Source organism: Rhizobium aouanii, from assembly GCF_037002925.1.
Taxonomy (GTDB): domain Bacteria; phylum Pseudomonadota; class Alphaproteobacteria; order Rhizobiales; family Rhizobiaceae; genus Rhizobium; species Rhizobium aouanii.
In genome coordinates, this window is the sequence record NZ_JBAMYD010000001.1 from 256,025 (window position 1) to 282,801 (window position 26,777).

Annotated in this window: 23 protein-coding genes and 1 pseudogene; 14 read left to right on the forward strand and 10 right to left on the reverse strand. The window is 56.8% G+C overall.

All coding sequences use genetic code 11. The features are described from left to right. Nucleotides 1-20: 20 nt before the first annotated feature. The gene (locus V8P77_RS01255) at nt 21-1,445 is read right to left on the reverse strand and encodes a phosphomannomutase (RefSeq protein WP_335910298.1); all 1,425 of its coding nucleotides are present in this window, start codon (nt 1,443-1,445) and stop codon (nt 21-23) included. 239 nt (nt 1,446-1,684) lie between these two features. On the opposite strand from V8P77_RS01255, the gene ung reads away from it, so the two are divergent. The 3 genes from ung (at nt 1,685) to V8P77_RS01270 (ending at nt 4,071) form a co-directional block, all read left to right on the forward strand. After that, entirely contained in the window at nt 1,685-2,386 is a 702-nt protein-coding gene (gene ung / locus V8P77_RS01260; protein WP_335910299.1) for a uracil-DNA glycosylase, read from the forward strand. A gap of 135 nt (nt 2,387-2,521) precedes the next feature. Then, on the forward strand, nt 2,522-3,454 hold the full coding sequence (locus V8P77_RS01265) for a VOC family protein (protein ID WP_003542166.1): 933 nt from the start codon (nt 2,522-2,524) through the stop codon (nt 3,452-3,454). Nucleotides 3,455-3,465: 11 nt separating this feature from the next. After that, nucleotides 3,466-4,071 carry an alpha/beta hydrolase gene (locus tag V8P77_RS01270; RefSeq protein WP_168305470.1) on the forward strand — a complete coding sequence of 202 codons (606 nt, stop codon included), beginning with the start codon at nt 3,466-3,468 and terminating at the stop codon, nt 4,069-4,071. Between the two features lie 104 nt (nt 4,072-4,175). On the opposite strand, the gene V8P77_RS01275 is transcribed toward V8P77_RS01270, so the two are convergent. Next, complete coding sequence (locus V8P77_RS01275; RefSeq protein WP_003542164.1) at nt 4,176-4,418, reverse strand: KTSC domain-containing protein; 243 nt, start codon at nt 4,416-4,418, stop codon at nt 4,176-4,178. 358 nt (nt 4,419-4,776) lie between these two features. Here V8P77_RS01275 and V8P77_RS01280 point away from each other — a divergent pair. Both V8P77_RS01280 and V8P77_RS01285 read left to right on the forward strand, forming a co-directional pair. Next, nucleotides 4,777-5,019 (forward strand): annotated as a pseudogene (locus V8P77_RS01280) (TolC family protein); the annotation flags it as partial. Nucleotides 5,020-5,092: 73 nt separating this feature from the next. After that, nucleotides 5,093-5,884, forward strand: a complete 792-nt coding sequence (locus V8P77_RS01285) for a metallophosphoesterase (RefSeq protein ID WP_335910300.1) — start codon at nt 5,093-5,095, stop codon at nt 5,882-5,884. 112 nt (nt 5,885-5,996) lie between these two features. On the opposite strand, the gene V8P77_RS01290 is transcribed toward V8P77_RS01285, so the two are convergent. Together V8P77_RS01290 and V8P77_RS01295 are read right to left on the reverse strand one after the other, a co-directional pair. Continuing rightward, entirely contained in the window at nt 5,997-7,325 is a 1,329-nt protein-coding gene (locus V8P77_RS01290; RefSeq protein WP_335910301.1) for a UDP-glucose dehydrogenase family protein, read from the reverse strand. Between the two features lie 269 nt (nt 7,326-7,594). After that, the gene (locus V8P77_RS01295; RefSeq protein ID WP_025395622.1) at nt 7,595-8,194 is read right to left on the reverse strand and encodes a transglutaminase-like cysteine peptidase; all 600 of its coding nucleotides are present in this window, start codon (nt 8,192-8,194) and stop codon (nt 7,595-7,597) included. A 309-nt stretch (nt 8,195-8,503) separates the two neighbouring features. Here V8P77_RS01295 and V8P77_RS01300 point away from each other — a divergent pair, with 309 nt between their 5' ends. The 5 genes from V8P77_RS01300 to V8P77_RS01320 all read left to right on the forward strand — a co-directional run bounded on the left by V8P77_RS01300 (nt 8,504) and on the right by V8P77_RS01320 (nt 15,249). Next, a complete protein-coding gene (locus tag V8P77_RS01300) occupies nt 8,504-9,928 on the forward strand; it encodes an O-antigen ligase family protein (RefSeq protein ID WP_335910302.1) in 1,425 nt (474 codons plus the stop codon). Between the two features lie 289 nt (nt 9,929-10,217). Further along, entirely contained in the window at nt 10,218-11,429 is a 1,212-nt protein-coding gene (locus V8P77_RS01305; RefSeq protein ID WP_335910303.1) for a polysaccharide biosynthesis/export family protein, read from the forward strand. A 74-nt stretch (nt 11,430-11,503) separates the two neighbouring features. Further along, complete coding sequence (locus V8P77_RS01310; protein WP_335910304.1) at nt 11,504-12,217, forward strand: sugar transporter; 714 nt, start codon at nt 11,504-11,506, stop codon at nt 12,215-12,217. A 51-nt stretch (nt 12,218-12,268) separates the two neighbouring features. Continuing rightward, entirely contained in the window at nt 12,269-14,545 is a 2,277-nt protein-coding gene (locus V8P77_RS01315) for a polysaccharide biosynthesis tyrosine autokinase (RefSeq protein ID WP_025395618.1), read from the forward strand. Continuing rightward, nucleotides 14,545-15,249, forward strand: a complete 705-nt coding sequence (locus tag V8P77_RS01320; RefSeq protein ID WP_335910305.1) for a hypothetical protein — start codon at nt 14,545-14,547, stop codon at nt 15,247-15,249. The genes V8P77_RS01315 and V8P77_RS01320 overlap by 1 nt, the downstream gene beginning before the upstream one ends. Before the next feature lie 148 nt (nt 15,250-15,397). On the opposite strand, the gene rapA2 is transcribed toward V8P77_RS01320, so the two are convergent. Beyond that, nucleotides 15,398-16,093 (reverse strand): calcium-binding lectin RapA2, encoded by a 696-nt coding sequence (gene rapA2 / locus V8P77_RS01325; RefSeq protein ID WP_335910306.1) that lies wholly within the window; start codon nt 16,091-16,093, stop codon nt 15,398-15,400. Nucleotides 16,094-16,783: 690 nt separating this feature from the next. Between rapA2 and V8P77_RS01330 the strand changes: the two genes are divergently transcribed. The 4 genes from V8P77_RS01330 to V8P77_RS01345 all read left to right on the forward strand — a co-directional run bounded on the left by V8P77_RS01330 (nt 16,784) and on the right by V8P77_RS01345 (nt 22,755). Continuing rightward, the gene (locus V8P77_RS01330) at nt 16,784-18,394 is read left to right on the forward strand and encodes a right-handed parallel beta-helix repeat-containing protein (protein ID WP_335910308.1); all 1,611 of its coding nucleotides are present in this window, start codon (nt 16,784-16,786) and stop codon (nt 18,392-18,394) included. A gap of 425 nt (nt 18,395-18,819) precedes the next feature. Then, nucleotides 18,820-20,586, forward strand: coding sequence for a type I secretion system permease/ATPase (locus tag V8P77_RS01335; protein ID WP_025395614.1), 1,767 nt, complete (start codon nt 18,820-18,822; stop codon nt 20,584-20,586). Between the two features lie 15 nt (nt 20,587-20,601). Beyond that, entirely contained in the window at nt 20,602-21,909 is a 1,308-nt protein-coding gene (locus tag V8P77_RS01340; RefSeq protein WP_025395613.1) for an HlyD family type I secretion periplasmic adaptor subunit, read from the forward strand. A 150-nt stretch (nt 21,910-22,059) separates the two neighbouring features. Continuing rightward, nucleotides 22,060-22,755 carry an SGNH/GDSL hydrolase family protein gene (locus V8P77_RS01345; RefSeq protein WP_335910706.1) on the forward strand — a complete coding sequence of 232 codons (696 nt, stop codon included), beginning with the start codon at nt 22,060-22,062 and terminating at the stop codon, nt 22,753-22,755. A 42-nt stretch (nt 22,756-22,797) separates the two neighbouring features. Here V8P77_RS01345 and V8P77_RS01350 read toward each other — a convergent pair whose 3' ends face one another. From V8P77_RS01350 to V8P77_RS01370, 5 genes are all read right to left on the reverse strand, one after another. Next, the gene (locus tag V8P77_RS01350; protein WP_029872367.1) at nt 22,798-23,274 is read right to left on the reverse strand and encodes a glycosyltransferase; all 477 of its coding nucleotides are present in this window, start codon (nt 23,272-23,274) and stop codon (nt 22,798-22,800) included. After that, a complete protein-coding gene (locus V8P77_RS01355) occupies nt 23,271-23,729 on the reverse strand; it encodes a glycosyltransferase family protein (protein WP_011653119.1) in 459 nt (152 codons plus the stop codon). Before V8P77_RS01355 ends, V8P77_RS01350 begins: the two co-directional genes overlap by 4 nt. 209 nt (nt 23,730-23,938) lie before the next feature. Then, a complete protein-coding gene (locus V8P77_RS01360) occupies nt 23,939-24,922 on the reverse strand; it encodes a glycosyltransferase (RefSeq protein WP_335910311.1) in 984 nt (327 codons plus the stop codon). Continuing rightward, nucleotides 24,919-25,803, reverse strand: coding sequence for a glycosyltransferase family 2 protein (locus V8P77_RS01365; protein ID WP_335910312.1), 885 nt, complete (start codon nt 25,801-25,803; stop codon nt 24,919-24,921). Before V8P77_RS01365 ends, V8P77_RS01360 begins: the two co-directional genes overlap by 4 nt. After that, nucleotides 25,800-26,774, reverse strand: coding sequence for a glycosyltransferase family 2 protein (locus tag V8P77_RS01370; protein WP_335910313.1), 975 nt, complete (start codon nt 26,772-26,774; stop codon nt 25,800-25,802). Before V8P77_RS01370 ends, V8P77_RS01365 begins: the two co-directional genes overlap by 4 nt. Nucleotides 26,775-26,777 lie beyond the last annotated feature (3 nt).

The following is a 26,777-nucleotide window of genomic DNA, read 5'->3' on the forward strand; positions in this document are numbered from 1 at the left end:
AAAGCGTGTTCGTCGCATGTTTAGCGGGCTTCTGCCCAGTCTCGTATACGTGTTAGCCCGGCGGTCAGAAGATCCAGGGCTGCTGTCTCGCTCCTGGCCTCCACGTAACAGCGCATTTCCGGCGCATTGCCGGACGGGCGGAAATGGATGATCCTGCTGTCTTTCAGTGTCACGCGAAGTCCGTCGATGTCGGACTTCGTCGCCACTTCGCCGATCGGCCGCAGCAAGGCCGAAAGATTTTCATCGGTGGCACGCAGATACTGCATCAGCGCCGCGCTCGTCTCGACCGGAAAATTCTCCAAGCGGTCGGCGGCGGCAAATGGCAGATGATAGGAGGCGGCAACGGCCGAAAGCGGCTGCTTGCGGGTGGCGGCGAGCGACAGGATCGCGAGCATCGGGATAAAACAATCGCGCGTCGGCAAGGCACGCACGTTCCGGCCGTTGATATCAAAGGCGGTTGCGGTCAGCAGCCCGCCATTGGCTTCAAAGCCCATGACATGATCCCTGCCAGCCGCCACGGCCTCTTCCATGCCTGATATGACGAAGGGTGAGCCGACGCGGGTGCGCCGGACGGCGAAAGAGCCCGCGGCCTCGATGCCGGAATTGGAGGTAACCGGTGTCACCACCGTGCCGGCACCGAGGAAATTGGCTGCCACTAGGCCGAGAAGGTCACCGCGCAACGGCGTGCCGGTTTCGTCTGCGACCAGCGGGCGGTCGCCGTCGCCATCGGTCGAGACGATCGCATCGAACTTGTGCTCGGACACCCAGCGCTTCATCAGCGTGATCGTCTCGTCGGAAACGGCTTCGGTGTCGACGGGAATGAAACTCTCCGAACGTCCAAGAGCGGTGATCTCGGCGCCGTAATGGGCGAGAACGTCAACCAACAGGTCGCGGGCGACGCTGCTATGCTGGTAGACACCGACCTTCATGCCGGACAGCGCGCCTTGCGGAAGCAGGGCTGCATTGCGTTCGAAAAAGAGCTGCCGGCAGATCGCTTCATGCTCCTCCGTCTCGGCTGGCGCCTGCGTCACCGCTTCACCGGTTCGCTCGATCTCGGCCGCCAATGCGGTGATATCAGCCTCGTCCGATTTGTCGATCTCACCATCCGGGCGATAGAATTTGATGCCGTTGCGGTCCGCCGGAATATGCGAGCCCGTAATCATCAGGCAGGCGGCGTTGCTCTCGAGGCCATAGAGGGCAAGGGCGGGTGTGGGGACGGTGCCGCAGTCGAAGATCCGGAAGCCGAGCGCGGCAAGCGCACCGGCACAATTCCCCGAGATTTCAGGGCTTGAATCGCGAAAATCGCGGCCGATCAGAATGACGTCGCCGGCCTGCGCCTTACCGGTCTGCAGCAGATATTTGCCGAACGCGGTGGCGTAGAGGGCGGAGGCGCGTCCCTTGAGGTCGACTGAAAGTCCGCGAAGGCCGCTCGTGCCGAATTTCATGGGAAGACATGGCTCCGATTTCACCATCAGAGTTCTACTCAGGCCGCCTGCCGGCGTAAATACCGAAGCCATCATATAGTTAAATACGGACGATGATGCCTCGGACAGCCTCTCGCAATCTTCTCTCACCGAATTCTGAAGGTGCAGACGCATTGCCGCGCCGGCAGGCATTGCAGCGTAGATCGATTTTGTTAGAACCGTGTGTCCGTTGTTTCGTCATATGCGAAGGATTTTCCTAGATGAGCGATACATCCGTCAGTCTCGAGGAGAGCTGGAAGGCCGCGCTGGAGGGGGAGTTTTCAAGCCCCTACATGCAACAGCTCAAATCCTTCCTCGTCGCGCAGAAGCAGGTCGGCAAGCGGATTTTTCCCAAGGGCAGCGAATATTTCCGCGCCCTCGATCTGACGCCGATCTCCAACGTCAAGGCCGTCATCCTCGGCCAGGACCCGTATCATGGAGTCGGGCAAGCCCATGGACTGTGTTTCAGTGTCCGGCCGGGCGTGCGCATACCGCCCTCCCTGGTCAATATCTACAAGGAGATAGAGACTGATCTTGGCATAGCGCCGGCACGTCACGGTTTTCTCGAACATTGGGCAAAGCAGGGCGTACTCCTGCTAAACAGCGTGCTGACCGTCGAGGAAGGGCAGGCGGCTGCTCATCAGGGCAAGGGGTGGGAACGCTTCACCGACGCCGTCATCCGCAAGGTCAACGATGAATGCGAATCCGTGGTCTTCATGCTGTGGGGTTCCTATGCTCAACGCAAGGCCGCCTTTGTCGATACGACGCGGCATCTCGTGCTCCGGGCGCCGCATCCCTCGCCGCTTTCGGCCCATAACGGTTTTTTTGGCTGCGGGCATTTTTCGAAAGCGAATGCCTTCCTGCAGTCGCGCGGACGTGCGCCGATCGACTGGCAATTGCCGGCCGATCCCCATGGGGCGTAGGTGTGAACGGACTTTGTCGTTCGTTCACTAAAAGAAGACAATGCGTTTTGGTCTACGGGTCTGTTCGACGGGAGTTTCAGCGCGCATCTTAGCCTCATCGAAAGCCCGCAACGGCGGGCATGAAAGGGGTTTGACATGCTCGATCAGATCAAGGGTCTGCACCACGTCACGTCGATGGCGCAGGATGCCCGCACCAACAACCAGTTTTTCACCAATGCGCTCGGCCTGCGACGCGTCAAGAAGACGGTGAATTTCGACGCGCCCGATGTCTATCACCTCTATTATGGTGACGAGACCGGTGCGCCCGGCACGGTCATGACCTATTTCCCGTTCCCGAAGATGGCGCAGGGCCGTCCCGGTACCGGCGAAGTCGGCACGACGGTGTTTTCCGTTCCGCAAGGCTCGCTCGGCTTCTGGAGCGATCGCTTTGCCGCGCTTGGTGTCGGCGGCCTGAAGGCCGAGGAAAGTTTCGGCGAAAAACGACTGAATTTCTCCGGCCCGGATGGCGATGGCTTCGCGCTCGTCGAGGTCAAGGATGACGCCCGCCAGGCCTGGACACATGGCGGCATCAGCGAAGACCATGCCATTTACGGCTTCCACTCCGTCGCCATGCGGCTGAGGGACGAAGGCGCTACGGCCGAACTCTTGAAGTTCATGGGTTACGAGGTCGCCGAGGAAAGGGACGGCGTCAAGCGGCTGATCAAGCCCTCCGGCAATGGCGCGCATCTCATCGATCTCGAGACCATGCCGAACATTGCCCGTGCCCTTCCGGGTGCCGGCTCCGTCCACCATGTCGCCTTCGCCGTCGAAAACCGCGAGAAGCAACTCGAAGTGCGCAAGGCGCTGATGGACACCGGCTATCAGGTCACGCCAGTGATCGACCGCGATTATTTCTGGGCGATCTATTTCCGCACGCCGGGCGGCGTGCTGTTCGAGGTCGCGACCAATGAGCCCGGCTTCGACCGCGACGAGGATACGGCCCATCTTGGCGAAGCCCTGAAACTGCCGCAACAGCACGCCCATCTTCGCGCGCTGCTCGAGCAGCATCTGCAGCCGCTCGAAGTGTGAGGAGAGGCGATATGACCGAAACCGGATATGTGCACCGGCTGCATGCCGGTGCACCTGATAAACCCATCCTGCTGGTGCTGCACGGCACCGGCGGCGACGAGAACCAGTTCTTCGACTTCGGCCGGCGCCTGCTGCCTGAAGCAACGATTCTCTCGCCGCGCGGCGATGTTTCCGAACACGGTGCGGCGCGGTTCTTTCGCCGCACCGGGGAGGGGGTCTACGACATGCCCGATCTCTCACGCGCGACGGAGAAGATGGCCGCCTACGTCAAGGCATTCGCTGACGAGTACCAGGCTTCCCATATTCTCGGCCTGGGTTTTTCGAACGGCGCAAATATTCTTGCCAATGTCCTGATCGAGAAGGGTATCTTCGATGCCGCGGTTCTGATGCACCCGCTCATTCCGTTTCAACCCGAAGCCCAGTCGACGCTGGCGGGAAGAAAGGTGCTGATGACGGCCGGGCAACGGGATCCTATCGCGCCCATCTCCATGACCGAGGCGCTGTCCGAGCATCTGAAAAACCGAGGGGCGGAGATCAGGGTGGTCTGGCATCCCGGCGGTCACGAGATTGCGCCGCTCGAGATCAATGCGGTCCGCGATTTTCTCGGCGGTTATTGACGGCGTGCACCATCGGTCGGCGGGAAACTGGTTTGCGGGACCGGCGAATGCCGGTCCCGCATCTTTGCTGAAACAAGGATCCTATCGTCGTGATCGATAGGACATTAGGGGCGAGGAGGATATTTGCCCCTGATTGCCTTCATGTAGAAATTTCCCGGTGATTCCGCCATCGTCAACCCGACGACGACGCCCTTGGGAACGCCTTCATATTCTCGCCTCTGACCGTTGGTCAGATAGACCCGTAGATGCCGGCTGTCTTCGTCGTAGGTGATCGCCTCGATAAGTTTCGAATCAACCGCAGTTTCCACTTTGCACCCCGCAATTTTGGATCTGAGATTCCTGATCAAGAAATGTCATTCACACTCGCAACGCACCATCATTATGCTGCGCTGCAGGGGCGTCAAGCATCATCTTCTTTAACGTTCATTTTTTCCTGATGGCTATCGTTATGGTTGATTTTTACAGCTTTTTCGGAGGTGTGGCCTGTGGAAATCCGATACCTGTGGCTCCTCCATTTGGGGAATATTAGCCGATAACGTCGCGAGAAACGCAATAATCGCCGGTTTAACGCCAGATTAACCATCATATAGCAAATTATAGCGTAATATTAACCGCGGCACCCTCCCAAGTATGAATGATTACATCCGCAAGGCGGGGCGTGACCTCGCCGCTGCAACGGCCAATATCGGCGTTGCCGAGTCGCGGGCGCTGCGCGCTCAGGTGAAGACCACGCAGGAGACTCTTGCGCTTTCAATCGGGAGCTACAAGGATGGACAATCATCCTTGCTTGATGTGCCGGATGCGCAGCGTTCGGCCGCGACCAGTCAGGCCAAGCTGGCGCAGGCGGTGCATCAAATGGCGAAGGACTATGTCACTCTGAATGTGGCAATCGGTTCGGGTTACAACTTCGGTGGGGCCGCGATCAGGCCAAATTCTTATGAACACTGAGCCTCATGCCGTTTCAGCGATGGATAAGAGATGGATTGTTTCCGACAACCCGCGATTCGGTCGGGTCTCATAAATGGGTTCCATGTTTAACTATCTAGCGCCGTGGCGACAACAGATACCGATACTGGCTGGCAACCGTAAAAGACGCGCTCGCCTGACGTTTGCCGAAGGCGAATTCGCTGCGGTCTACGCGATGAGCGATGTTCACGGATGTTATAAAGAACTCGTCGAGGCGCATCGCCGCATCGAGGAGGATGCCGCGCGCATTCCGGGGCCGAAGCTCATCGTCATGCTCGGCGATTATGTCGATCGCGGGCCGGATTCGAGCGCGGTGCTGGAATTCCTGAGCAGGACCCCGCCGCCGGGGTTTCAACGTTTCGTCCTGTGCGGCAATCATGACGCGGAGCTGGTGAATCTCTATCGCAAACCGGCGCGCATTCTTGAATGGCTTGGCTTTGCCGGAACGGAGACGTTGCACTCATACGGTATCGATATCGAGCATCTGCTGCAGTCGGCGGCTGGAAGCGAAACAATCGCCCGCGTCATTCGCAACATGATACCCGAGCGGCATATCCAATTTCTGGAATCGCTGCCGGTCATGCTGCAGATGGGAAGGATCCTCTTTGTTCATGCGGGCATCAGGCCCGGCATCGACCTCAAGAGGCAGAAAGACAGCGACCTTATGTGGATCCGTCAGCCCTTCCTGGATGAAGGGCCGCAGCTTCCTGTCCTCGTGATCCACGGCCACACCCCGGCGCGAATCCCGACATTCGGTCCGCAACGCATCGGTATCGACACTGCGGTTTCGGCGACGGGCCGGCTGACTGTGCTGACAATAAAGGGGACACGGGTCGGAATTCTTTAATCGGTGAGTATGATGTCGTCCGAAACGCTTACACCTCGGGGGCATGCTCAAAACCAAACGCCGCGGATTATGCTCCGCGGCGTTAGGACGATCAAATGTTCAGGAGGCTATCTCAGGCGCCGGTCGTTTCCTGATAAAGGTTGGTGCCGATGCCGGTATAGGTAAAGCCGTGTTTGCGGACTTCGTCGCTGCGGTAGATATTGCGCAGATCGATCAGGATCGGAGCGCGCATCGACTGCTTGAGGCGACTGAAATCGAGCGCGCGGAACTGGTTCCATTCGGTGACGATGACAAGCGCATCCGCACCAGCAGCCGCTTCGTAGGGGCCGCTCGCATATTCGATGTTCTCGATCACCTTGCGGGCGTTTTCCATTCCCTCGGGATCGTAGCCGACCACTTGCGCGCCGTTGTCCTGGAGGGTCTGGATGACTGCGATCGCCGGGCTGTCGCGCATATCGTCCGTGTTCGGCTTGAAGGTCAGGCCGAGGATCGCGATCTTTTTGCCGCGAATGTCTCCGCCGACGGCCGAAATGACTTTGCGTCCCATCGCCCGCTTGCGGTTGTCGTTGATCGAGATCGTCGTCTCGATGAGACGCATCGGCGCGTCGTAATCCTGCGCCGTTTTGGCAAGGGCAAGCGTATCCTTGGGGAAGCACGAACCGCCGTAACCCGGGCCGGCATGCAGGAACTTGGAGCCGATACGGCCGTCGAGACCGATTCCGCGCGAAACGTCCTGGACGTTAGCGTCGACCCGTTCGCAGAGATCGGCGATCTCGTTGATGAAGGTGATCTTCATCGCGAGAAATGCATTGGCCGCATATTTGATCAGTTCTGAGGTCCGGCGGGTGGTGAAGACCAACGGGGCCTGGTTGAGATAGAGCGGGCGGTAGACCTCGGTCATGGTTTCGCGCGCCCGGTCGTCGTTCAGGCCGACGACGATACGGTCGGGGCGCTTGAAGTCTTCGATCGCCGCACCTTCACGCAGGAATTCCGGATTGGAAACGACGGCGACATCCGCCGCAGGATTGGTTTCGCGCATGATGCGCTCGACCTCGTCTCCGGTGCCGACCGGCACCGTCGACTTGGTGACGATAACGGTGAAGCCTTCCACATAGGTGGCAATCTCGCGTGCAGCGGCGTAGACATAGGAAAGGTCTGCGTGGCCGTCGCCGCGCCTGGACGGCGTGCCGACTGCGATGAACACGACATCGGCGCTGCGGACGCTTTCGCCGACATCCGTCGAAAACGACAGCCGGCCGGTGCTGGTATTTTCGGCGACCAATTGCTCCAGGCCCGGCTCGTAGATCGGAATGCGGCCTTCGCGAAGGGCTTCGATCTTACTCAGATCCTTATCGACGCAGATGACGTCGTGGCCGAAATCCGCAAAGCAAACGCCTGAAACGAGGCCGACATAGCCTGATCCAATCATCGTGATGCGCATATTTCCCTCAAATCATTAGAGTAGAACGTCATGCTGCGTCGCAGCATGACGTTCGTCATAGTTAATCTGGACGAAAAGACAATACCGAAGATCGCCTGAAACCCACATCGAAAATCGAACTCCGGGCACAGCAAGTTGCTGCACGCTGCCCCGTCGATAGCCAAAACATAGGTTTGTGTGGGCGATATGACAAGTCGAGCGGCTCGTCAGAGCAGGCTCGACTTCAATCCGGAAACAGGATCAATCAGTCTATGTCGCTGCCTCGGCTGTTATAGCCGGTACCAGACATAGGGGTCTGTTCCCGATTGAATCTTGTCCCAGCGCAGATCGGTATCGCGCCAGTTCTTGATGCTGCTTTTCCTGTTGTCGAGGACGAGATCGCCCTTGTCGGTTCTGACGACGAGGACCGCATGTCCTTCACCGGAGGGGGTATATGCCGTCGCGATGCGCAAAGCGCGCGACGACCAGCCCATCGCGATCAGCCGACTGCGCTTGGTCAGTGCGAAATCTTCGCAGTCGCCGCTGCGCACATTCACTTTCCAGACGTCGCCATTCAGTTCGTTGCGGGAGTCGTTCCGGCCGATCATCGTACGATTGACGGCGGTGTTGACGTCCTTCAGTTGCAGCATTTGCTTGTCCGTCATCGCAACGACCGCCAAACCATTGTTGTCGCGGCATTCGGTCGGGTTCTGAGCGCAGAACAGCACCTGGGCGAAAGGCGGAATGATCTTGCCTTTTTCAGAGATATAACTGACCGCCGAACTACCGGTCAGACCGCGGGCAAAACCAGCGGGGCCGGCGGCAAATGCCGAGCATGCATTACCTGCTGTAAAGGCCAGTGCCAGAAGTGTAACGACTGTTTTCTTCATCTCTTAAATCCCCGTTACGGGCAACCGATTGAGATCAGGCTTGCCTTTTGTCTCGGTCAATGGCATGGCGATCTGATGATCTGCCAAGTATTGGGCGCAGAATATCTGTCCCGTTTCTGCTGCTTGGAAGGAGCATAGCCAGGCCTTGTCTCGATTGGCTTAAACCTTTCGCGACAATTTTAGACGATGTGGAATTCTGTTACACTTTAGCACGCAAGCGCTTGATGTTCAACTTATGTTAGTACGAGTAAATTAATCTCTTCGGTTGCAATCACTTTGGTCGCCGCCTTCTCTGGTAAACGAATTCACATGTTCTCCAACCTCATCAATAAGCGGGTCTTGCGAGAGGTTTTGCTTTTTGCCTTTATCGGCCTCGTTATATTGACTCTCATACCGTTCGGGAGCGTTACACCCTTGGCCTTCGCCTTCTCCGCGATCGGGATGTTTGCCCTCGCCATCATCTCGGGACTGCTGTTCGGAGAGCCGAGACAAAGCAGATGGGTTTTCAGTATCGCTTTGTTTCTACTCGTCGTACTGGCGGGCTGGACGTTCATCCAAACCATCGAACTGCCCTCCAATTGGTTGGCGAATCCCGCCTGGAATGCCGCGCGTGACCTGGCTGGTGCGCAATCCGCGGCGATCTCGGTCGAGCCGGCCGACACGCTCGCGTCGATTCTCTGGATTGCCCTGCCTTTCGTCACATTTCTGACCGGGCTGCTCTTATGCGATACTGACCAGCGCGCGCGGAAAGTGCTGACAGGGCTCGGGCTTACGGCGGGCATTGTCGCTGTTTTCGGCCTGCTGCAGTTTTTGCTGTTTCCCAACATCCTGATCGTCGTGGAGAAACGCGCCTACCTCGACAGCCTGACTGCGGTCTTTGTCAACCGTAATACCGCCGCGACCTTCCTCGGGCTTGGAACGCTGCTGATGCTGACCCTGGTCAGGGACATTACCCGAGCCTATTCGAACTATCTGCCCGGCGAGCCGGGCCGAAACGCGCTTCTCTTGAGATCGTGGATCTATATCCTGCTCTTATGCGCATGCTTCACCGCGCTGATGCTGAGCCGCTCGCGCGCGGGGATATTTGCCACCTTTGTTGCCGCTCTCATCTATTTTCCATGGCTTGTCATCAATTGGAACGGCTCGAGGCGTCATCTGAGACCGGCGCCAAGATGGCGTTCGTTGCTGAAACTCCTCTCGGCGATTGGTTTCGTCGTGCTGCTGCTGACGGTGTTTGCGGGCCAGGCGATTTTGCGCGCGCAAGAGCGGCGACTCGAGGATGATGATCGGTTTTGCATTCTGCCGGGCATATGGCGTGCCATTTCGGATCATTGGTTGACGGGAACGGGGCTCGGAACCTTCCGGACCGTGTTTTCCGCCTACCGCGATCCGGCTTGCGGAATTTTCGGGGTCTTCGACCGCGCGCATAATTTCTATCTCGAAGGATTTCTGGGCCTCGGAATATTGTTCCCGATCGCGACGGTCCTTGCCTTCTCCGTGCTTGCCAGAGTGTTCCGGCGCGGGTTCGCCCAAAGACGGCGCCTGAGGCCCTATGTTCTTCTTGGCCTGGCGGCGACCGTTTTGGTCGCCCTTCATGCGACGGTCGATTTTTCGCTGCAGATACCGGGTTTTGCGGTGTTTTACTCCGCCTTCCTGAGTGCGGTTGTCGCGATATGCCTGGGACGCAGCAACGGAGAGGCGGACATGGCATATGAGCGGCCGTTAACCACGTAAAGCTTAAATGGATGGATTTTAATAAGATTTTCGGAAAAGATCGATTGTGCAGGTGCGAACGGTTGACTCTGAAACCCAAGAAATTTTATAGCGGGTGCAGCCTTCGGATTGTTGCGACGCAAGAAAAGTCGGACCGAAGTCGTTTTTCGCTTCCTAAGAGGCTCGGCGTTGCCAGCCTGCCACAGTTAGGGGAATGTTAATCGGCTTTCAGTGTTATTGATCGGGGATTGTCTTGTATTTTGTCAGATTGCGGGGCAGTAGCTTCAGGGGCGTAAACGCAGGGTATTCTATGGGTTGTTCTCGTATCGGTAGTACACGCGTCGCCATTGTTGTAGCGCTAACGACTATATTGGCAAGCTGCACCTCGTTGCCAAGATCCGGTCCCGATCACAAAGACGTTGATCGAGGTGCGGCGGTGAAAGTGACAACGAAGGAACGTCGCGTCGGTATCGACTACGCCCTGGTTGATCTCAGCAAGAACGTCCTGTCATATTTTACCGCTCCGCAGCCGACCTCGTTCAAAGGGTTTGGTGGTGGTCGAGGCGGGGCGCCTGAAATTCCGCTCGGTTACGGCGACGTCGTCCAGGTCGCCATTTTCGAAGCTCAGTCGGGCGGTCTCTTCATTCCGTCTGATGCAGGTAGCCGACCCGGCAATTACATCTCGCTGCCGGAGCAAACCATCGATAGAAACGGAACGATCACAATTCCTTATGCGGGCCGGGTTCCGGCTGCCGGTCGCCTGAAGGAGACCGTGGAGCAGGACGTCGAGGATCGCCTGGCGAGCCGCGCGATCGAACCGCAGGTGGTTATTACGACAACGACAAGCCGCTCCAGTCAGGTGGCTGTGCTCGGTGATGTCAACAATCCCCAGCGCGTCGAGATCAGCCCGGCCGGTGAGCGTGTTCTCGATATCATTTCCGCCGCGGGCGGTTTGACGACCAACAATATCGAAACGAATGTGACGCTGCAGCGCCGCGGCAAGACGGCAACCGTCGCCTACACTACGCTGTTGAAGAACCCGGCCGAAAATATCTATGTTGCACCGGATGATACGATCTCGATCGATCATGAGCGCCGCACCTATCTTGCGCTCGGTGCCGCAGGCACCAGCGGTCGCTTCGATTTCGAAGAGTCCGATCTGACCCTTGGAGAGGCAATTGCCAAGGCGGGCGGCCTACGCGACGATCGCGCCGACCCGGCTCAGGTCCTGCTCTATCGTCTTGTCCCGAAGAAAACGGTTCAAGCGATGCATGTGGACACGACGAGATTTGCGGGTGAAATGGTTCCGGTGATCATTCGTGCGAATATGCGCGACCCGGCAACCCTGTTTGCTGTTCAGCAATTCAAGATGGAAGACAAGGATATTATCTATATTTCCAATTCGGACTCTGTTGAACTGGTCAAGTTCCTTGACATCGTGAACTCGGTATCTTCCACTGTTTCCGGAGTGGCCGACGATGCGAATGATACCCGCAACGCGGTACAGGATCTTGGAAATTGATTGCAATAGGCGGGCCGGCATCGATCGCGGATGATCAATGCCGGCGGCCTATATAGCGGATTTGGTGAAGGACTATGGTTATGGCAGGGTCAGGTGTTTATCGTAAGCTTGCATATAGCGGAATTGTCGTCGCGATGTTTGCCGGCATGAATTCAAGCGCTTTTGCGGCAGCTTGCTTGGGTCCGGCAAATCTGACTTCCGTCGATGTCAGCGGATTTACGGCTAACCCGGCCGTTCTGCTCGACATGTCCGATCCGTTGGTTTTGTCATCGCTTGTTCGCGCGTTGGTTGGAAGCAGCAATGATGCGCTGTCGCCAGTGATCGAGCAGGCCAAGAAGGCCGGTGCCGCACAGATGGCGGCTATCGGCTCCGGTCTCGGACGGGCCGCAAACAGCTGCCAGGTGACGGATCCGCAATTCAAGCTGGCGATCGAAAAGGCTGTTGCCGAGGCGGCGAGCGCCGATCCGAACCTGGCGCCGCTGCTTGCAGCCTTTGCAAAGGTCCTTGCCGAAGGCGGGACCGCGGCACTCGGCCCGGGTGCAAGTGCTGCCGCCGCCGCATCCGGCATCGGCAATGACGGGCAAGTTGGACAAACCGGGCCTGGAGCGGACGATGGTACGCCGTTCGACGGCGCTGCGACAACAGCGGGTACGCTGAAGGTTTCGAATGCCGGCGCAGATGATTCATCGTCAACTTCAACGACGACGATCCTCAGCACCGGAGCGGGAGGGCAGTCGTCTACCGATACGACGGAGTCGACGAGTCAGAGTGTCCCGGTCATACAATAGCTGGAATTGCCCTTAGATCTTAGCGCTTGACGCCTTTGTTGGAGATCGAAATTGCTATCGCCAGATAAACTTACACCGCGTATCGACCCCTCCCGCGATACCGGGAATGATGCTGATTTCATCGATTTCGACAAGCTCATCGCAATCGCCCGCCGACAGTGGCGGATGGTTGCGGCGTGCGGTTTCGCCTTTGCCATTCTCGGCATTGTGTATGTGTTGACTTCGGTGCCTGTCTACACCGCCGACACGAGCGTGCTGATCGACCGCAGCGATAGTCAGGTGATCAACCAGTTGGCGGCTTTCGGCCAGATGGACGACGACGAAGGTACTGTCCTCAGTCAGGTCGAGCTTTTGAAGTCCGACACCATCGCCTATGCTGTTGTCGATAAACTGAAACTCGTCGACAATCCGGTGTTCACGGCACCGAAAAGCTCGCTTTTTTCTGTTTCAACGTTGAAATCATTCGTGAATTTTCGGTCATGGTTTGCCGATGACGCAGCCGTCGCACCCGATCCGGAAAGGAAGCGGCGAAGCGCTGCGGAGACCGTCGCGGGCAACATCGACGTCGAACGCGTCGGTCGCTCCTATGTCCTCGATGTCAGCTATACCGCGCAGTCGCCCGATCTGGCGCGTGATATCGCGGCTGCCATCGCCGACGTCTATCTCGTCGACAAGCTCAATTCGAAATACGAGGCGACACGCCGGGCCGGCCAGTGGCTGCAGGAGCGTATCGAAGAGCTCCGGCAGCAGGCGCTGGACACGGACCTTGCGGTTCAGAAATTCCGCGGCGAGCATGGGCTTGTCGAGGCCGGATCCGGTACGCTGATCAGCGAGCAGCAGCTTTCCGAGATCAATACCCAATTGATCAATGCGCAGGCCGAGACAGCGAAGGCCGAGGCAAGATATGCGCGCGTCAAGTCGATCATCGACGCCAAGCAGACCGATGCGATCGTCACGGATGTGCTCGACAGCTCCATTTCGAACGACCTGCGCAAGAAATATTTGGAGGCTTCGAAGCTCGAGACCGAAATCGAGGCGCGGCTCGGCCCTGACCACGTCCAGGCGGTTCGGCTTCGTGCGGAAATGGAAGAATATAAAAGGCTCATGTTCGATGAGTTGAACCGCATCGCCGAGAGCTACCAAAGCGAGCTGCAGGTCGCAAAGTCGCGGGAAAATTCTTTGCGCGACAGTGTCACGCAGGCGACGGGCGTTGCCGCAACGGCTGGCGAAACGCAGGTGCAGCTTCGCGAACTCGAGCGTACGCGCGATACCTATAAGAATCTCTATCAGAGCTTCTTGACGCGCTACCAGGAAGCAATTCAGCAGCAGAGCTTTCCGATTACCGCTGCGCGCATCATCACGACGGCGGAGACGCCGACGAAGCCGAGCGCTCCGAAGAGAGCTCTCGTTGTTGCTTTCGCGATGTTCGTGGGATGTGCATTTGGAAGTGGTATAGCTGCATTCCGCGAATTCCGGGATCGGTTCTTCCGCACCGGCGATGATGTCCGGGACGTGCTCGATGTCGAGTCTCTCGGTGTCATGCCGCTGATTGAAAACAACGTCGACGATCCGACGCTTGTTGATCCCAGCAATCCGCGAAGCATCGCCAGGGGCGGGAAGACCACGACCTATGTCGAGGAGCATCCGCTCTCGGCATTTGCCGAGACGCTTCGAAGCGCCAAGATTGCCATCGACCTCAGTGCTGCCGATCAGCGCTGTAAGGTCATCGGTGTCGTGTCGAGCTTGCCCGGCGAGGGGAAATCGACGACATCCATCAATTTTGCCAAGCTCCTGGCAATGCAGGGTGCGCGTTGCCTGCTTATCGATGGCGATATGCGCAATCCCGGTGCCACCCGGGCGATCGGCCGCCATGCCGAGGCCGGCTTGCTCGAGGCGATCGTCGACAGCCGTCCGCTCAAGGATCTGATCCTTCTGGATCCAAAAACAAAGCTCGCATTTTTGCCGACGGTGGCACGATATCGTGTTCCGCATTCGTCGGAGCTACTCGCGTCACGCGGCATGGATCAGCTTCTTGAAACGGCGCGTCAAAGCTTCGACTATATTATCGTCGACCTGCCGCCCTTGGCGCCGGTTGTGGATGCGCGCGCTATCAATTCGAAGCTCGATGCGGTGGTTTTCGTTATCGAGTGGGGAAAAACATCACGCAAGGTCGTGCAGTCGACCCTGCTGTCCGAGCCGGAACTCTATGCGAAATGCGTCGGTACTATCTTGACCAAGGTCGACCCGTCGCAGATGAAACTCTACCGGACATTCGGTTCGAGCGAATATTATTATAAGCGTTATTCGCGATACTATACCGAAAGCTGATGATCCGCAGTCAGTCCGTTTCGATTACCAGGATCGCCTTCGTTATCGTCACCGTCGTCTTGGCGGTGCTGGCCGGTCGAGAGCTCTACGCTTCGATAAGAACGGCCAGCATCTCGATCGTCGCCGAAAGGATCGAGCGTGGCGAGACCGTTGCGGATGATGTCGTGACCAAATATGCGTCGCGCAGTGTCGACGTCGTTGGCGGACACTATTGTCGATCCGACATCGTGGCTGCTGGCGTGACCCTCGTTCTGGCGCAACTCGATCGGCAGAACGTCAATGTCAATTACGACGGCTGGGCCGCTGCGGCCTCGAGTGCGCGCCAGTATCTGCGGCATGCGCTTTCGTGCATGCCGACGAACAGCAATTTTTGGCTTCGTCTTGCGGCGGTGCAGTCGACAATTGCGGAAGAGCCGGTCTCGATCGCGGGAATGATGAAGCGTTCGGTTGTGCTCGCGCCCAACGACCAGGTGATGATCCTGGCGCGATTTTATTTCTGGAACGGTTTCACTGATGCAACACTTGCCGCGGCAAAGAGCGTGCTCGACAGCGATCTCATGACCATGCTGAAGCGGGGCGATCGCTGCAGGGTCAATGCCACGATAAGAGAGATCAGCCCACAGCTCCGACCGATCTTCGATCGAAGCTGGACGAGCGTCGGAGAGGCCGCGACGGCGCGGTTCCGACAGCGCTGCAGCAAGTAATCATCGAGGCTGGTTCTTAAAGACAGTTCCGAGATCGTGGCCGGCAGGCTGAGCAGCTACGGCTCTTTCTCTTGGGCGAATTCAACTTGCATAAAACAACGCCCGCAGCCTGCGCGGCGGGCGTCGCTTTTTGGTTGGCGATTGATGATCAGACTTCTGCGTCCGCGCCAGTGATATTGAGTGTCAGAACGCCGGCGTCGGTGTGGCCTTCGCCGTCGGAGATCTTGTAGAACTGGATGGTCTCCGTGACCTGGTCCCCCGGAGCGATATCTGCTGTCAGATCATAGGTGAATGATCCATCCGCTTTTACATGGAACGTGCCATAGGTGCCGGCGACGTCGGTCGTTGCGCTCGGGTCGCCGTTTACGGTCGTGGTGCCGAATAGGCGGAGGAAGAGATGACCATTGTCGCCGGCAATGTCGTTGTCCAGGGCGTTGCCGCTGATGGCGTCGCCTTCGGTGAAGCTGTAGTTGTCGTCGACTGCGATCGGCTTGACTTGGGTTACGCCCTGAATATTCAGGGTGAACAGGCCGACATCGGTGTGACCGGCACCATCAGAGATCTTGTACGAGACCTTCTCCTGGAGCAATTCACCATTGGTGAAGCCGACCTTGGCAGCGTCGCTCAGAACATAGGTATAGCTGCCGTCCGGCTTGACGAAGAAGGTGCCGTAATCGCCCTGGATCTCGGTGACCTGGCTGTTGCCTTGCTTGGAGCCAACGCCCTGCTGATCGAAGAAGCGAAGGAACAAGTTCCCATCGGATGTATCGTTCGCCAGCAGATTTCCGGAAATAGCGTCGGTTTCCAGGAATGTTGCACTATCATCTGTAGCATGAATAGCCATTACTGTCTCTCCTCGAATTGTTTCTTTGCTAGGCCAATTCTGACCTTTAGCGAGCTGGGCGATTAAGGATATCTTAATACAGAGAGTCAAGGGTGCAATTAACAGCAAGTGAACATTTTCGGGGGTATTATACAATAATGACACACCTGTAACACGCATAAGGCAATGAAACGCATGGTAATTATTACGTTAATAATAAGTGAAAATACCAAATGGTAGATTCTGACCTCTGTTTCTTCAGAGTAGAAGAATGTTTATTCAGGGGCAATTTATAAGAATACGCGGAGGTGCTTATGCGCAGATGAGATGTTGATATAATCACTACGGGCTACAGCCTGAAATCTCAGTCTTGCTTCGGTTCCCGCACCGGCGTCTGCTTTTTGACGAAGTAACCGATGTCATCATTTTGTAACATTTGTTTATCAAGTAATGTTTCTCTCGAGACGCAATTGGCGTAAACTTATATGCGATGCGTTGAGAATAATCTTATTTACACTAGAGATATTGTGTAACATCGTCATAACTGTGCGACGCAATTTTTGTCGCAATGCAATATATTCGAGAAACGAAGATGTTTTGTGGGGAGCGTAAGAATTATCGCGAGATAGAACGCATTTTAGTGTTCCATTTTAGCAGGCAGAGAGAGATCCGCGGGTAAAAGATTTTCCAGTATCTTTGGGAGATCACGGCGTGACCGTCTACTATGTAAATTCGGCGACAGGATCCAATCAGAACAGTGGAGTGAGCGAGCAGTCGGCTTTCGCGACGCTTTCCGCTGTCGAATCCTTGAGGCTAAAGCCGGGAGACAGCGTGCTGCTTGCCGCTGGCAGCGTGTTTAACGAGCAATTCGACCTGAAATACTCCGGCACTGTCAGCTCTCCGATTACAATTGGCAGTTACGGCGTTGGCGATGCGCCGGTTATTCACAGTAGCAATGACGGCATCCACGGCTCGAAGGCTTCAAACATCATCGTGGAGAACATCAAGATTGCTGATACCGGCGGTGCGGCGATATATGCGGGAAATGTCTCCAACTGGACCGTCCGCAACGTCGAGGTCGAAAATACCGGACTTGCCGGCAAGCCCGGTTCCGTCAATTTCCAGAGCAGCCAGAACATTACCATCGAGAACAGCAAGATTTCCGGGGTAAATGGAGACGGCATCTGGATGGATAAAGTGATGGGCGTTACCATCGTTAATAATCTGGTCATCAACAGCCAGGGCGCTGCGGCAGACGCCGTTCAGTTGAACGACAGCAGCAATATCCTGATCAAGGGTAACCACCTAGAGCAGACAGAGACCAATAGCGCGAAGGGCGTCCTGGTGCTTGTTCGGGCTGTAAATGCAGCAGTCGAGGACAACACTGTGATCGGCGGCGGTTTCGGGATAGGTGCCAACGCGGGCACGAATATCGCCATCCACGACAACGACATCTCGGGATATGGCGGCTATAGTTGGTCCTACGGTATCGGCCTTGGCGATCAGGGCAATGCGACAAATTATGATATCAGTGGAAACTATATTCATGACGGCGTCTGGGGCGTGTCGATCAGCGCCGCAGGCTACCCAAGTTATGCACGCACCGATATCGATATTTATGGCAATGTCTTTGACGACCTGTCGTCCTCGGCGCTGAAGGTCGACAGGCCTGCATCAGGCTCTTTCCATGAAAATATCATCGACAGCGCGGTGTCGACGTTGATGATGCCCGTCGCAATTGCCCTCCAGAGCACCTTCTTGATCAACGACAATAAGACCTTGGAGCAAGCGCAGGCCGAACTCGACGCCACGAGTGGCAACACCCCGTCCAACAGTGAGACGCCTACCACGCCGGTTGTGGAGCCGCCTGTCGAACCGTCAACACCGACGCAGACAAGCACTCCTCCGCCCGCGGACGAAGTGCAGGTTCCGACCGCACCCACCGTCGCCGTTCCCAGGATTGTCGCAGCCCATGACAGCCTGAAAATCTCCACGGATACGGGCAGCACCTATCATGGCAACCTCCTCGAAAACGATAGCGCAATCAATGGAACCGTGCTGCTTCGTCGCTTCGGTGACAGTGCCGTGGACAAGCATGGCCTGACGCTGACCGGGAAATACGGCGTCATCCACGTGGAGAGCGATGGTGATTACACCTATACGGTCGATGCGGAGAAAATCGCCGGTCTCAGCGGAAAGGTCAGTGAAACCTTCCAATACAAGATTTCTGACGGCGCTTCTCACATCGATACCGACTCGCTCGGCGTGTATATCAATGTGGACGCGTTCCATAGCAGCCAAGCGTCGCACCTGCTGGTTTGAGTCACGCCAAATTAGAGAGCGCCGGCGGCGGTCGAAGGCGCGGATAAAAAATAGTTCCGCCGTTCATAGGAAAAATGAACTATAGATTGAATTTATAGTTAGCGCCCCAGTAAACGTCGATATTATGCGCGCGATACGTTCATCCCTCTGCGCCGTTGTTGGCCAATTTTCGATTTTCACTTGCTTAGGTTGGTATATTTAGCGTAGCGTTAAGTTAGAATCCCTGAAGCCGCTCGTTATAAATTGGAATTTTTGGTCACTTTTTGGTTGGATTCATGTAATAGGTCGTGGGCTTGCAAGCGGGTCCTGGGCCGGTGTCGGGGGTCCAAGGCAGTCGTGTCATTGATCGGGCGTGATGGACCCGGAGCTGGAGTGTGCGCCAGCATATTTGCTTTCGTGCGATGCGGTAAGAGAGGGATTACTTCGTGTTTCAGAGTTCAGCAGCTGATGTCAGCGAGCCATCCAAAGCATTAAAGAAATGCAAGGGCGGGCTTGTTTTCATTGGAATAGCAAGCGCGCTTATCAACATCCTATACCTTACAAGTTCATTTTTTATGCTTGAGGTGTATGATCGGGTCATTCCCAGCAAAAGCATACCTTCGCTGGTTGTCCTGGCAATACTTGCGTTGATGCTTTACACGTTTCAAGGAGCGTTCGAGGTTCTGCGAAGCAGGATGCTGGTGCGTGTTGCCGGAGCGCTTGACGAGATGGTGAACGGGCGCGTGTTCCGGGCGCTGATCAAGGCTCCGTTGAAGGTCAAAATCGGCGGCGACGGGCTTCAGCCATTGCGCGACTTCGACCAGATCAGAACCTTCCTGTCCGGCCAGGGCCCGACAGCGATGTTCGATCTGCCATGGTTGCCGTTCTATATCGTGATCTGCTTCCTCTTTCATCCGGCGATCGGCTATATCGCGATTGGTGGATCGCTGGTTCTTGCCATCCTGACATTCATGACCAATCAGGGAACACGTACGCTCTCAAAAAAGCAGTCTGACTCCGCCAATATGCGAAATGCCTTCGCGCAGACCTCGATCCGCAACTCCGAGGTCATCCACGCCATGGGCATGGCAGGCACGATGGCCGAAATCTGGGACCGCAAGAACAGTGAATACCGGACGATCACCCGGCAGGCATCGGATATCGGCAATGGATATGCGACCTTGTCGAAGATTTTCCGTATTGCTTTGCAATCGGGAACGCTCGCGACCGGCGCGATCCTGGTCATTCAGGGGCAGGCCTCTTCGGGCATTATCATCGCCGGCTCGATATTGACCTCTCGCGCCCTGGCGCCTGTCGAAGCGGCGATCGGGAATTGGCGTGGTTTCGTTTCTGCTCAGCAGAGCTGGGCGCGGCTTTCGAGCCTGTTAAAAACCATTCCCGAGATTCCGGCTCCCCTTGCACTCGCGGCTCCTACCAAGCAAGTCACTGTCGAAGGACTGGCGAGCGGGCCACCGGCGGGTCAGCGCCTGGTCATTTCGGATGTCAGCTTCGGCTTACGGGCAGGGAGCGCGCTTGGGGTCATTGGGTACAGCGCCTCGGGTAAGTCGTCGTTGGCGCGGGCGATGATGGGTATCTGGCCGACCGTCAGAGGATCCATTCGCCTCGATGGCGCAGCACTCGACCAGTGGGACGGAGACGCACTTGGCCGGCATATCGGTTATCTCCCACAGGATGTGGAGCTTTTCTCGGGGACTGTTGCCCAGAATATCTGCCGTTTCGCGAAGGAGATGTCGCCTGAGGCGGTGGTTGCTGCGGCGAGGGCGGCGCGTGTTCACGATCTCATTCTTCGTCTGCCGAACGGTTACGAAACCGAAATCGGCGAAGGCGGTGCTGCGCTTTCGGCTGGCCAGAGACAGCGTATAGCGCTTGCAAGAGCGCTTTACGGCGACCCATTCCTCGTCGTGCTCGATGAACCAAACTCCAATCTCGATGAAGAAGGCGAGCGGGCGCTGAGTGCCGCGATCATGAGCGTGCGGGCGCGGGGCGGCATTGTGGTCGTCATCGCACATCGATCCGGCGTTCTGGCGGTCTGCGACTTCGTGCTGATGATGCAGGATGGCCGCATGATCGCGTTCGGTCCCAAAGAAGAAGTTCTGGCGAGAGTCAGCCGGCCGGAAGCGGCGCGCACGCCGATTGCCGAGCGCGTGGCTCAGCTTAAAGTCGTCGTCGATGGCATGAATGCGGCCGAATAGGCCAGAGGGAAGATTGTGAGCAAAGTTATCAGTGAATCGAAACGCTCCCTCAATCGGCATGTTGCCGTTGTCGGTGTGCTGTCGATAGCCCTCGTTTGCGGCATTGGCGGTTGGGCGGCGACGACAGAGCTTTCGAGCGCAGTCATCGGCGAGGGCGTGATCGTCGTCGACGGCGATGTCAAGAAGGTCCAGCACCTGACAGGTGGTATCGTGTCGGAATTGCTGGTTTCCGAAAACGACCATGTGACGGCAGGGCAGGTGCTGATACGGCTCGATGGGACGACGACGAGAGCGAATCTCTCGATTGTCGAAAGCACGCTCGCTCAGCTTTATGCGCGCCGCGCCCGTCTGAAGGCGGAACGAATCGGGGCAGATTCGTTCGAGGTCGAGGAAAACATCAGGGATTTGACATCCAGCACCTCCGCAGAGAAGCTTCTCGATGGCGAGCAGAAGTTGTTCGACAGTCGCAGGACGGCGCTTATCGGAATGAAGAGCCAGTTGGCATCGCGCAAGGACCAACTGGGCGAGCAGGTAAAGGGATTGGTCGTTCAGATCAATGCCACCAACGATGCCTTGGCTTTGATCGAACAGGAGCTCGAGGGCATTGATACGCTCTACAAGAAGGGGCTCGTCACGCTTCAGCGTCTGAATACGCTCAAGCGCGCTCGCGCCGATCTCCAGGGCAACAGCGGCCAGGAAATCGCAGCTAAGGCGGAGGCCGAAGGTAAGGCAATCGAGATCGATCGCCAGTCGATCCAGCTGGATGAGGATCGTCGTTCAGAGATTGCAAAAGACCTGACCGACGTCGAGGCGCAGATCGCCGAATATGAAGAACGCCGCGGAACCGCAGTCGATCAGCTGCACCGTCTCGACATTACCGCACCGTTGACCGGGCGAGTTCACGAACTTTCGGTTCACACCGTCAATGGTGTTATCGATCCCGGTCAGACGTTGATGCTCGTCGTTCCCGAAAATAACGAGCTTACGGTCCAGGCGAAAGTCGCCACCCGCGATATTGATCAGGTTCACGTCGGCCAGTCGGTCGATGTGCGTTTCAGCGCTTTCGATCAACGCACGACGCCTGATGTGGCCGGTGAGATTACCTCGATCGCGCCCGATATCGTCAAGGATGAGCGCACGGGCATCAGCTACTATCCCCTGCGCGTCAAGCCGAAAGCTGAAAGCATTGCCAAATTGAAGACGATAAAGCTCTATCCCGGCATGCCGGCGGAGGTCTTCATCAAGATCGGCGACCGGACCGTGATATCCTATCTGACGAAGCCGCTGACCGATCAGATGCAGCACGTATTTCGCCAGGAGTGATTGGCGGCTGTTTCACGCCGTTAAGAGCTCCGACGTTTCAAAGCCGCCGTTGTCATCTACCAGGATGGGGATTGGATGGTTTCGCATTGCTCGAACAGGCATGCGCGGCCATTTCACGAAATTGTCTCAAGCCTGCTGCAAGGTCTCCTCATGATATGTTTGCAGTTTTGGCGAGCGGTGCTGATTGAGAGGCGACCGGCCTATGGACTGGTTGTGTTTCTGGCGTGTCTGTTGATGCTTTCGGCGGTCAGGAACGGCTATGCCGATAGTCCTCTGCCGCTGAAAATAGTGGCCTTCGGCACATCCTTGACGGCGCGGGGGGGATGGCAGCCTGCCCTTGAGACAGAGCTTGCAGCCTGCCTGCAGAAGCCGGTGAAGGTCGAGAGCGTTGCAAAAAGCGGGGAAACGTCACTGTGGGCTCTGACCCAGATCGATCGCGTCGTTGCCGAGCAGCCGGATATCATCCTGATTGAGCTCTACGCCAATGATGCGACATTGCATCGGTTCGTGTCGCTTGCGCAAAGCCGAAAGAATATCGGCGACATCCTCGACCAGCTTCAGAAGCGCCTGCCGCAAGCGCGGATCATCGTCATGGCCATGAATCCGTTTTCAGGATTGCGTGGGCTGATCCGTCCCTTTGTCGACAGTTATGTCTCCGCACATCAGGCGGAGGCGCAAAAACGTGGTCTGGAGTTTGTCGACCACCGGCCCAACTGGGAGCGTCTGACGCCGGATGACCTGGCCACGGCAATTCCTGATGGCGTGCATCCTCTGCCCGACACAGCCTCCAAAATCATTGCGCCTGAACTCGTCAAACGTATCGCCGGCAACAATTGCGGAGAATGAAAATTCGCTCGTAAGCGTCAGAGGCTATGACGGCTCTCGGGGTCAGACTGCCGTAATATAGTTTTTCAGGTAGGTGACCAGTGAAGCCCGACCGGCTTCCGACGAATCTTCGTGAGATGGGCTATCCAGCTCTTCAAGCAGATAGTTCCGGAGATCGTCATCGGTGTGTGCGACATAGATGCCCGGCCGGCCCACGAGCTGGCTCACCGTGGCGAGCTGATGGTCGTTTCGGTGCTCGCCGAGAGCCGCCTGTCGGGGAACGAGAATGATCGGCTTCCCAAAACGCTTGGCCGTAAGCACGGTGCCAATTCCCGCATGAGAGACGATGACACTTGCATCGCGAAAGACTTTGTCAAAGTCCTTGGGCTCGATATTCTTGATCCATTTCATATTCTGTGGCGTGTAGGTGCCCTTGCCGATCTGCGCCAGAACCGGTTTCGACAGTTCGTTTGCGAAGGTGTCGACAGCCTTGACGAGGCGATCAAACGGCAGCTGCGTTCCAACGGTGACAAGGATCAAAGGACAGCTCCTGCGTAATGGGGGCCATCCGGCCTCGACAGATGTTGCCATTGCGTGAGCCAGAGCGTCGCAATATGGCCGGCCAGTTTACCCGATAGAGACAGCTTCTCGACATTGGCGACGCTATCGATCCAGATCGTCCGCTTGCCCGTCAATTTGCCGGCCAGCAGGCAAAAAAGCCCTGGTGCGGCACCGGTCGAGATGATGACGTCGGGCCTGTGCTTGATGACGATGGAGAAGGCGGTGAAAAAGCACCGGATCGACATGGTAATCGAGTCGCGGCTGCAATCGGGAAGGACTAGTCCGCCCCGAATGTCGTATTTTGCAAGCAGTCCCGGGATGGTCGTTGCAAAGACGATATCGCAGCCCTCGAATGCGCCGCGCATGGCCATCAGCTGTTCCCAGTGGCCGCCTCCTGACGAGGCAGCGAGAACCTTCAATTTTTTCTCAGTCATAGACAGGCATCTCCTATATTTGACCGATGGATAAGGGCGAAAACCGTTCTGTTCGAACAGCGATCGTGTCACGATAGTTCAGTAGAAGTGTACCATTTCTGGCCCGGTCGGTTGAAGCCATGAAGTTGATAAACCGGCAATTACGCATGATGTTTTCGTCTGAAACAGCATAACGGCCAAGTCTCATCCGAGCGCGCCCGCGCAAATGATCAGTGAGCGGCATTGGGTTTGTACTCCTGATATGCATGCCCGAGAATCCCGTTAACCATGCCCGCGCCGCGCAGAACATGGGTGAGGGCACGCATGCCCCAATAGGGTGAAATCAGGATCGCCGGCAGCATGGCCAGCCCAAGCATGACTCTCGTGGCGCCATAGGCCGCTCGGTAGATCCGGCGCTTCAGGTTGCCGTGCAGTACCTCGCTGACTGCGAAGGTATTGCCGAGCCGGTATTGTCTTTGCAACACCCATTTCCAGGTCATTCGGTTCGCAGGTACGATATCGTAGACGAGTGCCTTGTCAGCCCAGAAAACCTGCATGCCACGGCGAATGGCCTGGTTGAAGAAGAGGTAGTCCGTGCCCCCGGTGAAGCGCATCTTCTCTTCAAAACGCAGGCTCCAGGAGCGGATCAGGGGATAGTCGAACATGACGTTGTTCGAGGCTGCATAGGAAATACGTTGACCGTCGGTGTTCTTCTTACGCTCGAACACTCTTGCCTTGATGAAATATTCCGGTGGGTTTTCCGGATAGACCGGTTGGACGGGGCCATAGACGCAATCGGCGCGGTTTTTCTCCCGGGTCTCCAGCATCGCGTCCAGCCAGCCGTCGACGGGCCATTCGTCATCATCGAGAAAACAGAAGAGGTCAGTGCCTGGAGGTGCCGAGTCCAGTGCGCGATTGCGTGCAAAGGGTATGCCCTGGTTTTGTTCGATGACGTAGATCAGGTCGTAGGCGCCTGTCTGGCCAAAGCCCTCCACCGTGGCCTTTGCGCTGCCGGCCGCATCATTGTCCACTATCACCATGGTGAGATGATAGGGACGGTCCGGATGCCGGATTTGGCGGGTCATGACGTCAAGCAGCTTGGCGATCCCGTCCAGACGCCGATAAGTCAGCACACCGACCGCAATGTTCAACGGCGAAGCACCTGCCTGATCGGCGCCGACAGATGAATGCGGAAAAGTCTCTTGCTGATTCATGACTGTCCTCTCCGCAGCATATTTCCCAAACGCTTGCGCGCCGCCATCAAGGCCACTTCGGTCGCGGCGGCATCGCCGAACGGGCCGCCGGCTACGGTATTGCGAGCTTCGCTCCTCAGTTTCAGGAGCGATGTCGTTTCGGCAATTCCGCCGGCCACGAGGCTCTTGCCGAGTGCCTGGAGGCCGTCATAGCGGCGTGCCAGTTCCAATCCTGTCGCGATCATGATCCGCGGGCGCAGTGTTTTTGCCCTGCTCGTGCCCGTATAGCGGTTCGAGGCATGAATGCGTTGAAAGGTCAGCGGTGTTTCGACGATGGCGCCGCGGCCGAGAAAGGCAGCAGCAAACTTGATATAATTGTCGCTGAGGACGACGTCTGTCGCGACGGACATTGGCAGTATCTGGGACAGCAGATTGCGGCGGAAGCTCAAGCCCGATGTCGGAACCGGAAGCGAGGGAAAGCCGCCCCTGCGAAGCGTATCCCGCTTGTCGAACAGCGTCACCTGCAGCTCCGCGGGAGGCTGATCGTCTTCATTGGTCGTCACGCGGTCGAAGCACCAGTCGATCTCGTTGCGATCGTAGATCTCGGCGATGCGCGCGAGTTTGCCCGGCAAAAACGCATCATCGGCATCGAGGAGAAAGAGGATATCGCCGCTTGCGGCCGCAAAACCCGCATTGAAGCTCGATGCCTGCCCACCATTTTCCTTCAATACGGTCAGGATCCGCTCGCCATAGGAAGCAAGAATCTCTTGGGAATCATCGGTGGAGCCATCGTCGACCACGATCACTTCGAAGTCGGGATAGACCTGCGACAGAACACTGTCGATGCATGGGCGCAAATACTGGCCGTAATTGAAATTGTTGATAAGCACCGATATTTTCAATGCACGACCTCCTGCGCTAGTCGACCAGAATGATTTACCGCCGGTGCGTACCGGCGAAGTCCGGCGCGGTAGCCACGCATGTAATAGTACTTCCAGATGGCCCAGAACCGCTTCTTTGATCGCGGCAACGGATAAAGGAGGGCTGCCCGAACCGCCCAGTTGGCGCTCTCGATCCAGGTTCTTAAGGGGATTCCCCCGATCCTTATACCTTTTGGAATGTCCTCGGCGAAGAGCGCTGGCATTCCATAGCCAAGACGTTCCCCACGCTTCTGTACCCAAGCCTCTGTCACGCTAGAGGCTGGAATCCAATGATGAACAATGGCCTCGGCGCACCGATAGGATTTCACGCCGCTTCGCGATAGGCGGCTGACAATTTCCGTATCCTCTCCCATTGCGAAAAGACCTCCTGGAAGCGGCCCGATATCTTCGCGGAATCGAATATTGCTGCCAAGCAATTCGCGACGCACAGTCGTGTTCGGACCCCAAATTTTTGTCGGGTCGCATGGGCCATTGGATTCCTGGTCGGCTATGGCGAAGGTTGATCCCATGGGAATCCAGTCCAACAGCGGATCCCCATGGGGATAATGCTCCCAATTTGGAAGAATTCGGCCGCCTATAACGCCGAAATCCGGGTTCGCCTCCGCGCATGCAGCGATTGAACTCAACCAGTTCGCATCTGCCTCGACGTCGTCGTCCGTAAAAACGATCAGCGCTCCTCGAGCTATCGCCAGAGCTGCGTTCATAGCTCCTGATTTGCCTGGGCGGGTATGACTAACAACAAACATTGGAAGCTTCTTCGCATATTGATCGAGAAGCTGCTGTGTTTCGTCTTGACTGTTGTTGTTGACGGCAATCAGTTCCCATTGTTCGACTGGAAGGTTTTGCCCCAACATCGAATCCAGCATCTGTTGAAGCCGTCTACTGGCGCCGTTGAAGGACGAAAAGATGACACTAATTCTCGGATCCGTCATCAA